The following is an 8623-nucleotide window of genomic DNA, read 5'->3' as shown; positions in this document are numbered from 1 at the left end:
GCCAGATGATCAGCCAGTCGCTGCCCAACCTGCTCATGACGACCATCGTCATCGTCACGGTGTTCTTTATCATGCTGTACTACAGCGTGTGGATGTGCCTGGTCATTGTGGCCGGCGTCGCCTTTATGACCTTTATGACCAAGCTGCTCGGCTCCAACTCCGCGCGCTTCTTTATTGCGCAGCAGACCGAGCTCGGCGTTGTCGAGGGCCATATCGAGGAAGTCATGAACGGCCAGAAGGTCGTCAAGGCATTCTGCCACGAGTCTGCCGCCGAGGCCGATTTTGACGAGCGCAACGAAAAGCTCTTCGAGGTCTCGCAGAAGGCCAACATGTACGCCAACATCCTCATGCCTATCCTTATGAACCTGGGCAACCTGCTCTACGTGCTGGTGGCCCTTGCCGGCGGCATTTTCCTGGCGCTGGGCGTGCCCAACCTGAGCATCTCGGGCATGGCGCTGTCCATCGCCGTCGTGGTGCCGTTCCTCAACATGACCAAGCAGTTCTGCGGACAGATCGGTCAGATCTCGCAGCAGATCAACGCCGTGGTCATGGGCCTCGCCGGCGCCGACCGCATCTTTGAGCTCATCGACGAGAAGCCCGAGACCGACGAAGGCTACGTGACGCTCGTCAACGCGCAGGTGAACCCCGATACCTGGCAGCTCGAGGAGGCCGACCACCACACCGGCATGTGGGCGTGGAAACATCCGCACCGCGCAACCGGCGAGATCGAGTACGTGCCGCTGCGCGGCGACCTGGTCATGGACAACGTCGACTTTGGCTACACGCCCGACCACGAGGTGCTGCACGGCGTGTCCGTGTTTGCCAAGCCGGGCCAGAAAGTCGCGTTTGTCGGCGCCACCGGTGCGGGCAAAACGACCATCACCAACCTCATCAACCGCTTCTATGACATCGCCGACGGCAAGATCCGCTACGACGGCATCAACGTCAACAAGATCCGCAAGGCCGATCTGCGCCGCTCGCTGGGCGTGGTGCTGCAGGACGTGAACCTGTTCACCGGCACCGTGATGGATAACATCCGCTACGGCAACCTGGATGCGACCGACGAGGAGTGCATCGCGGCGGCAAAGCTCGCGGGCGCGGACGACTTTATCACCCGCCTGCCCGACGGCTACGACACCATGCTCACCGGCAACGGCGCCCAGCTGTCGCAGGGCCAGCGCCAGCTGATTTCGATCGCACGCGCTGCCGTCGCCGATCCGCCGGCAATGATTCTGGACGAGGCCACGAGCTCCATCGACACCCGCACCGAGGCCATCGTGCAGGCAGGCATGGATAAGCTCATGGAGGGCCGCACGACGTTTGTCATCGCGCACCGCCTGTCCACCGTGCGCAACTCCGACGCGATCATCTGTCTGGACCATGGCCGCATTATCGAGCGCGGTAACCACGACGAGCTGATAGCCAAGCGCGGGTATTACTACCAGCTCTACACCGGAGCGTTTGAGCTGGAGTAGCTCAAAACAGCCCCTACGCGCAGTCTTTTCTCGCAGCCTAAAAAGAAGTGGTGAGGCCCTGGCCGTTTGGCCAGGGCCTCGTTTTGTAAGGGCGGCAAAAGTAGTCAAAAAGCCCCGTCCCAAATGAGCTATTTGAGAAGCTGAGCCATGGCGTTGACGAATTTTTGTACTTGGAGAGTTGGCTCGAGCGGGTAGTGCAGAAAGACCGGCACCTCGCGTCCGCACAGGAACGGCACGCCCACAAAGGCCGGGTGCACCCCCGACCACGCTCCGCAGGTGAGCACCGCGTCACCCTTTTCCTCCGCCTCGTTAAAGAGCGCAAAGTCGAAGCTATCCACGTCGATCACATCCACGCCGCCGTCGGCCAACAGATCGATACGCAGGCTGTCCATAGCGTCGTTGCCGTGACGGAGCACGCGCAGGCGCATGCCTTCCAAGTCGGCGACTGTGATGCGCGTCTTGCGCGCCAGCGGACTCGTGCGCGGTAGGTCGATATAAAACGGCACGTTGACAATGCGGAGCTTTTGGCAGGCATCACCCCAGCGTGGGGTAGAAAAACTCGACTGCACCACATCGACCTCGCGTCCCAAGCTGCGCATGACTGTCTCGCGCTCGTCGTAGAGGTCGCTTACCGGCACGATCTCAAATCGCAGCGACGGCTCCAGATCGTGGATGCCCGTCCACATCGACAGCGTTTGGCGCCCCGGGCACATCATCGACACGCCCAGGCGTACGGCACCGCCATCGCCCGCCGCACGTCGGGCACGGCGCAGGGCGTCCTCGGACTGGCGCATGATCGAGCGCGCGTCGTCCACCAGCAGAGCACCCGCCGGCGTCACCTTGACGCCCGAATGCGAGCGCTCGAACAGCGTAATACCGAACTCCGCCTCAAAACCCGATACCTGCTTGACGAGCGCCGGCGTCGACACGCGCAGCTTTGCCGCCGCACGCGAGAAGCTTCCCAGCTCCGCGGCGGCCGATATGGCCTCAAGTCGTCGATCGTACACGTCAATCTCCCGTTTTCGCGCCCGTGACCGCATGGTGCCACAGGGGGTTGTTTTCGCAGGTCACGCGCTCAATTGAGAATAAACTGCATCGCACGGTGTAAACCTACGGTTAACGACATTCTAACAAATATGCAATTCACCTGCGCAAATGCAAAGCATACGATAACCAGCGAAAACCACGTGGGTCGGTTAATGGGAGCGACCCACCGGGAGGCACAAGAAGGGAAGTTCCTATGAGCAATTGGCTTAAGCTCGAGGGCGATGTCTGCGCCGTGACTGGCGCGCTCGGCGGTATGGGCGCCGAGATCTGCCGCGAGTTCGCCCGCAATGGCGCCAACGTCGTCATGCTCGACCTGGACGAGGAGAAGGTCAAGGCCGCTGCCGCCGACCTCGCTGCCGAGTTTGGCATCCACGCCGAGGGCTACAAGATGAACGCCACCGACGAGGCCGAGGTTCAGGCTGCTGTCGACGCCACCATCGCCAACTTCGGCCGCGTCGACGTCCTCGTCAACACCGCCGGCATCCTGCGCTTTGCCGCTATGGAGGACCTGCCGCTGAGCGACTGGGAGCAGGTGCTCAACGTCAACCTCACCGGCTACTTCATCACCTCGCAGCGCTTTGGTCGCGAGATGATCAAGGCCGGCCAGGGTCGCCTGGTGCACATCTCGACCGTCGCCAGCCACTCCCCCGAGACGTTCTCGGGCGTGTACAGCTCCACCAAGGCCGGCGTCAACATGATGTCCAAGATGCTCGCCGCCGAGTGGGGCCCCTACGGCGTCCGCTCCAACTGCGTCGAGCCTTGCTTCGTTAAGACCCCGATGTCGGCCAACTTCTACGCCGACCCCGAGGTCGAAAAGAGCCGCAGCCGTCTGATCGCCACGCGCCGCATCGGCGAGGTCAGCGATATCGCCAACGCCGTCATGTTCCTGGCGTCCACGCGCTCGGACTTTACCACCGGCGACGCCATCAAGGTCGACGGCGGCTTCTCCAACATGATGGGCGACCTCACCGCCAAGCCCGGCGGCCGTCGCGCCTATGCCGACAACTACCTTAAGAACAAGGGTGTCGAGCTTTGGTCCGATGAGTCCGGTGTCGCCAAGCCGACCGACCAGTAAACCAACCTGGCAGGGAGGTCCCGCGGACACGCCCGCTCCTCCCCCGTATCGATTAGAAAGAGTCCAATGGCTTCCACCAACTCCAACAAGGGTCGCGCCGTCGTGCTTTCCGCCGCGTGCGTCACCATGTTCTTCATCAGCTCCATCGCGCTGTATTCCGTCGTGAGCAAGAACCTGCTCGCCGTCTACCCCGAGTGGTCGAGCGCCCTTACCTGGGCTTTCCCCGTCTTCCAGACCATCATGGCCGTGACGGGCATCTTCGCCGGCCGCATCTCCGATAAGATCGGCCCGCGCAACGTCGTGATCGCTGCCGCCGTGTGCTACGGCCTGGGCTGGTTCATGTCCGGCACCGTCACCGAGCCGTGGCAGTTCTACCTGTGGTTCTCGCTCGTCGCCGCTGTCGGCAACGGCCTGGGCTACAACCCGGCGCTCACCACCGGCCAAAAGTGGTTCATCGACAAGAAGGGTCTCGCCTCCGGCATCACCCTGGCCGCTTCGACCGCCGGTCCCGCCGTGCTGTCCCCGGTACTCGCCTCGCTGCTCATCCCGAGCCTGGGCATCTTTGGCGCCCTCAAGGCACTCGGCGTCATCTTCTTTGTGACGATCGCCGCCTCCGCCCTGTTCCTGAAGGCCCCCGAGGCCGGCTGGCTGCCCGAGGGCTTCGAGGCCCCCAAGGGTGGCGCGCATGCCGGCACCTTCGGTGACCTCACTCCGGGCGAGATGGTCAAGACCCCGCGCTTCTGGGTTCTCATCGTCACCTTCGCCTTTGCCGCCACCGCGGGCACCCTGCTCGTCGGCAAGGTTGCCTCCATCGCCGCCGTCCAGCTCTTCGCCGACCCCACGAGCGCCGCGGCCGTCGCCCTCGGCGGTGTGGTCGTCTCCGTCAACACCTGCGCCAACCTGGTCGGTCGTCTGTCCTTTGGCCAGATCATCGACAAGCTCGGCGCCTATAAGTCGCTGCTCATCAGCCTTGTCGTCACCATCGTCGCGCTCGTCATCATGTCGATGAGCTTTACGCAGAGCATGTTCTTTGTGGCGCTCGCCCTGCTCGGCTTTAGCTTTGGCGCCCTGCTCGTCATCTACCCGCCGCTCACCGGTGGCGCCTTCGGCACCAGCAACATCGGCGTCAACTACGGCATCATGTTTTTGGGTTACGCCGCCTCCACCTGGATCAGCCAGCCCATCACCGCCGTGCTGTATCACGCCGAGGCCGGCAGCGCCGCCTACCAGCAGTCCTTCTACGGTGCCATCGTAATCGCCGCAATCGCCGTCGTGCTCACCGTCTACATGATGGTCTCCGACAGCAAGAAGAAGTCCGCCTAGTTTTGCTTGATGCGGCAAGGACCGCCCCCTTGCCGCATTCCACCGCCACCAGTATTAAGGAGTCGAAATGTCTGAGCTCAACCCCGTCCGCATTGCCGTTATCGGCGCCGGCGCCATGGGCCGCAACCACATCCGCTTTGTCACCGAGGAGCCCGAGGCCGAGCTCGTCGCCATCGCCGACGCCTTTGAGGGCGCCCGCGCCACGGCCGAGGCCGCCGGCGTGCCGTTTTATACCGATCCCGCCCAGATGATGGACGAGGTCAAGCCCGAGGCCGTCATCATCGCCACGCCCAACGACCTACACCTGGGCGTTGCCCGCGAGGCTGTGAAACGCAACATCGTGCCGTTGGTCGAAAAGCCGATCTCCAACGACCTGGAGGATGCCCAGGCCTTCGCCGCCGAGGCCGAGACCGCTGGCGTGCCCGTGCTCGTGGGTCAGCACCGTCGCCACAATCCCTTCGTCAACAAGGCCAAGGAGATCATCGAGGCCGGCGAGCTGGGCAAGCTCACCGTGTCGAGCTTCCACTACATGATCTATAAGAATGACGAGTACTTCGATGTCGAGTGGCGCCGCAAGAAGGGTGCCGGCCCGATCCTGGTCAACCTGGTGCACGACGTCGACCTGCTCCGCTACCTGCTGGGCGAGCCCGTTGCCGTCCAGGGCATGCAGTCCAGCGCCGCCCGCGGTTTTGAGACCGAGGACTCCGCCGTGGTCAACGTCCGTTTTGCCGATGGCGCGCTTGCGAGCATGACCATCTCCGACGCCACCGCCAGCCCCTGGAACTGGGAGGCCACCGCTCGCGAGGATCCGCAGTACCGCCCCTTCGACGCCGACGCCTACTTTATTGGCGGAACCTTGGGTGCCCTTTCGCTGCCCCGCCTGCACCAGTTCTCCTACGACGGAGCCTCCAACTGGCACAAGCCGCTGCAGATGGAGATTCCGGCCGTCGACCCGGCGCTGCCGCACAAGATGCAGCTCAAGCACTTTGTGAAGGTCGTTCGCCGCGAGGTCGAGCCCGTCGTGACCCCCGCCGACAACGTTAAGACGCTCACGCTGCTTAACGCCATCAAGGAGGCCGCCGAGACCGGCCAGCTCGTCGAGCTGTAATGCCTTAAGAGCGGCCGCGGCAGAAACCCCATGCCGAACCCCTCGGTCCGCCACAAATATGCCCCTCTTCTTTGCCCCGCGAGCAGCCTCCTGCCCGCGGGGCTTTTTGCTACCTTAACGACGATTTTTCTGGGGCGGGGGCTATTTTGCACCTCGGCTTGATTCGTTCGCCACGAAATGCGCCTATCTACTACGTTTAACCGATTACCCTCAACCATGCCGAATTTCGCGAAATTAAAACCGCAGGTAGACGGCTTGCCGATTTTCGGAAAACCGGGGGATGGTCGACCCATACGGTTCAAACGTAGTAGATAGGCCCCTTTCGTGGCGCAACCCCAAAACAGTCTTTTGGGACGGGTGGTATCCTTGGTAGCCCTGTGCTGCAAACGCACCTTAAACGCAAGGAGTCCCATGGATCTTATCGCCCAGCTCGCCCGCAAGCTCAACCTTAAGGCCGCCAACGTCGAGGCTGCCGTCAAGCTCATCGATGAGGGCAACACCATCCCCTTTATCTCGCGCTACCGCAAGGAAGCAACGGGCGGCATGGACGACGTCGCCCTGCGCGCGCTCGACGAGCGCCTGTCCTACCTGCGCAATCTTGAGCAGCGCAAAGAGGACGTCATTCTGCTCATCGACGCCCAGGGCAAGCTCACGCCCGAACTCGAACAGCAGATTCGCGAGGCCACGCAGCTCCAGCGTGTCGAGGACCTCTACAAGCCCTACCGCAAAAAGCGCATGACCCGCGCGCAGAAGGCCCGCGAGGCAGGTCTAGAGCCGCTCGCCAACATGATCATCATGCAGGCCTCGGCCAAGGGCAGCGCGCTCGACGCCGCCGCGGAATACGTCAACGAGGAGGCCGGCTTCGACACGCCCGAGAAGGCGCTCGCCGGCGCCGCCGACATCGTAGCCGAGACGGTGGCCGAGGACCCCGAGAACGTCGCCGACCTGCGCGCCTTTACGCAAAACACCGCCGATATCGTCGTCGAGGCCACCGACCCCGCCGAAAAAACTCCCTACGAGCCGTACTACAGCTATGATGAGCCGCTGCGCCGTATACCCAACCACCGCGTGCTGGCTATCGACCGCGGTGAGCGCGAGGGCAAACTCCGCGTGCGCGTGAACGTCGACGGCGCCGCTGCCACGGCGCGCCTCGGCAGCCGCTGGCCCCGTCGCCAGGGCGTCTTCGCGCCCGTCTTTGACGCCGCCATCGCCGACGGTTACAAGCGCCTCATGGCCCCCTCGCTGGAGCGCGAGGCCCGCGCCAAACTCACCGTCCGTGCGCAGACCGAGGCCATCAACGTCTTTGCCAAGAATCTTGAGGGCCTGCTCTCGGCCCGCCCCGTCCGCGGTGCCCGCGTGCTCGCGCTCGACCCGGGCTACCGCACCGGCTGCAAGGTCGCCGTCATGGACGAGACCGGCAAGCTACTCGACCACGGCGTGGTCTACCCCACCAAGCCGCGCCATGACGTCGCCGGCACCAAACGCGAGCTCGCCCGCCTCGTCAAAAAGGACGGTGTCAACACCGTCGTCATCGGCAACGGCACCGCCAGCCGCGAGACCGAGGAAGTCGTCTCGGAGTTCATTGCCGAGCAGGCGCCTGGGCTGCGATACACCATTGTTAACGAGGCCGGCGCGTCGGTGTACTCCGCCTCCGAGCTCGCGAGCCAGGAGTATCCCGACCTGGACGTCACCGTGCGCGGCGCCATGAGCCTGGGCCGCCGCCTGCAGGACCCACTGGCAGAGCTCGTCAAGATTCCGCCCCAGTCCATCGGCGTGGGCCAGTACCAGCACGACCTTGACCAGGCCGAGCTCTCGCGCACCCTGGGCCACGTGGTGGAGGACGTCGTCAACCGCGTGGGTGTCGACGTGAACACCGCGAGCGCGAGCCTGCTGGGATACGTATCGGGCATTACGCCGAGCGTGGCCAAGAACATCGTGGCCTACCGCGAGGAAAACGGTGCCTTTACCGATCGCCGCCAGCTTAAGAAGGTCCCCAAACTGGGGCCCAAGGCATATCTCAACGCCGCGGGCTTCCTGCGCATCAGCGGTGGCAAGAACCCGCTCGACGCGACGAGCGTCCACCCCGAAAGCTACGAGGTGGCCACGTCCGTCCTGGAGCGCGCAGGCGTTAAAGCCAGCGAGCTCAGCCGTGGCGGCGTGCCCGACATTGAGCGCCGTCTGGGCAGCATCTCGGCGCTGGCAAGCGACCTGGACTGCGGCACCCTCACGCTCATCGACATCGTCAACGAGCTCAAGAAGCCCGGCCGCGACCCGCGCGACGACGCGCCCGAGGTGGTCTTTAGCCGCTCGGCACTTTCCATCGATGACCTGGAGCCCGGCATGGAGCTCAAGGGCACGGTGCGCAACGTTGTGGACTTTGGCGCCTTCGTCGACGTGGGCGTGCACCAGGACGGCCTCGTACACATCTCCAAGCTGGCCAACCGCTTCGTCAAGCACCCGAGCGACGTGGTACGCGTCGGCGACACGGTAAAGGTGTGGGTGGAAAAGGTCGATCGCGACCGCAAGAAGATCTCGCTCACCATGGTGCAGGGGAAGTAAACCACCTAAAGCAAGGCCCCCCCTCTCGCGATGTGC

At 63.7% G+C, this 8623-nt stretch carries 6 protein-coding genes; 5 read left to right on the top strand and 1 reads right to left on the bottom strand.

All coding sequences use genetic code 11. The features are described from left to right. Positions 1-1475: ABC transporter ATP-binding protein (locus tag AB5758_RS07005; RefSeq protein ID WP_368155454.1), on the top strand; the 1475-nt coding region annotated here is incomplete at its 5' end. Positions 1476-1603: 128 nt separating this feature from the next. Here the strand turns inward: AB5758_RS07005 and AB5758_RS07000 are convergent. Further along, positions 1604-2482, bottom strand: a complete 879-nt coding sequence (locus AB5758_RS07000) for a LysR family transcriptional regulator (RefSeq protein WP_271803270.1) — start codon at positions 2480-2482, stop codon at positions 1604-1606. 233 nt (positions 2483-2715) lie between these two features. Here AB5758_RS07000 and AB5758_RS06995 point away from each other — a divergent pair, with 233 nt between their 5' ends. The 4 genes from AB5758_RS06995 to AB5758_RS06980 all read left to right on the top strand — a co-directional run bounded on the left by AB5758_RS06995 (position 2716) and on the right by AB5758_RS06980 (position 8587). Continuing rightward, positions 2716-3597, top strand: a complete 882-nt coding sequence (locus tag AB5758_RS06995; RefSeq protein WP_138375130.1) for an SDR family NAD(P)-dependent oxidoreductase — start codon at positions 2716-2718, stop codon at positions 3595-3597. A gap of 66 nt (positions 3598-3663) precedes the next feature. Further along, complete coding sequence (locus AB5758_RS06990; RefSeq protein WP_117637692.1) at positions 3664-4920, top strand: MFS transporter; 1257 nt, start codon at positions 3664-3666, stop codon at positions 4918-4920. Between the two features lie 67 nt (positions 4921-4987). Next, entirely contained in the window at positions 4988-6028 is a 1041-nt protein-coding gene (locus AB5758_RS06985; protein WP_195568715.1) for a Gfo/Idh/MocA family oxidoreductase, read from the top strand. Positions 6029-6439: 411 nt separating this feature from the next. Then, positions 6440-8587, top strand: coding sequence for a Tex family protein (locus tag AB5758_RS06980; RefSeq protein ID WP_368141278.1), 2148 nt, complete (start codon positions 6440-6442; stop codon positions 8585-8587). Positions 8588-8623 lie beyond the last annotated feature (36 nt).

Source organism: Collinsella aerofaciens (assembly GCF_040926405.1).
In the GTDB taxonomy this organism is placed as follows: domain Bacteria; phylum Actinomycetota; class Coriobacteriia; order Coriobacteriales; family Coriobacteriaceae; genus Collinsella.
This window is presented reverse-complemented; position numbering and strand designations above follow the sequence as displayed.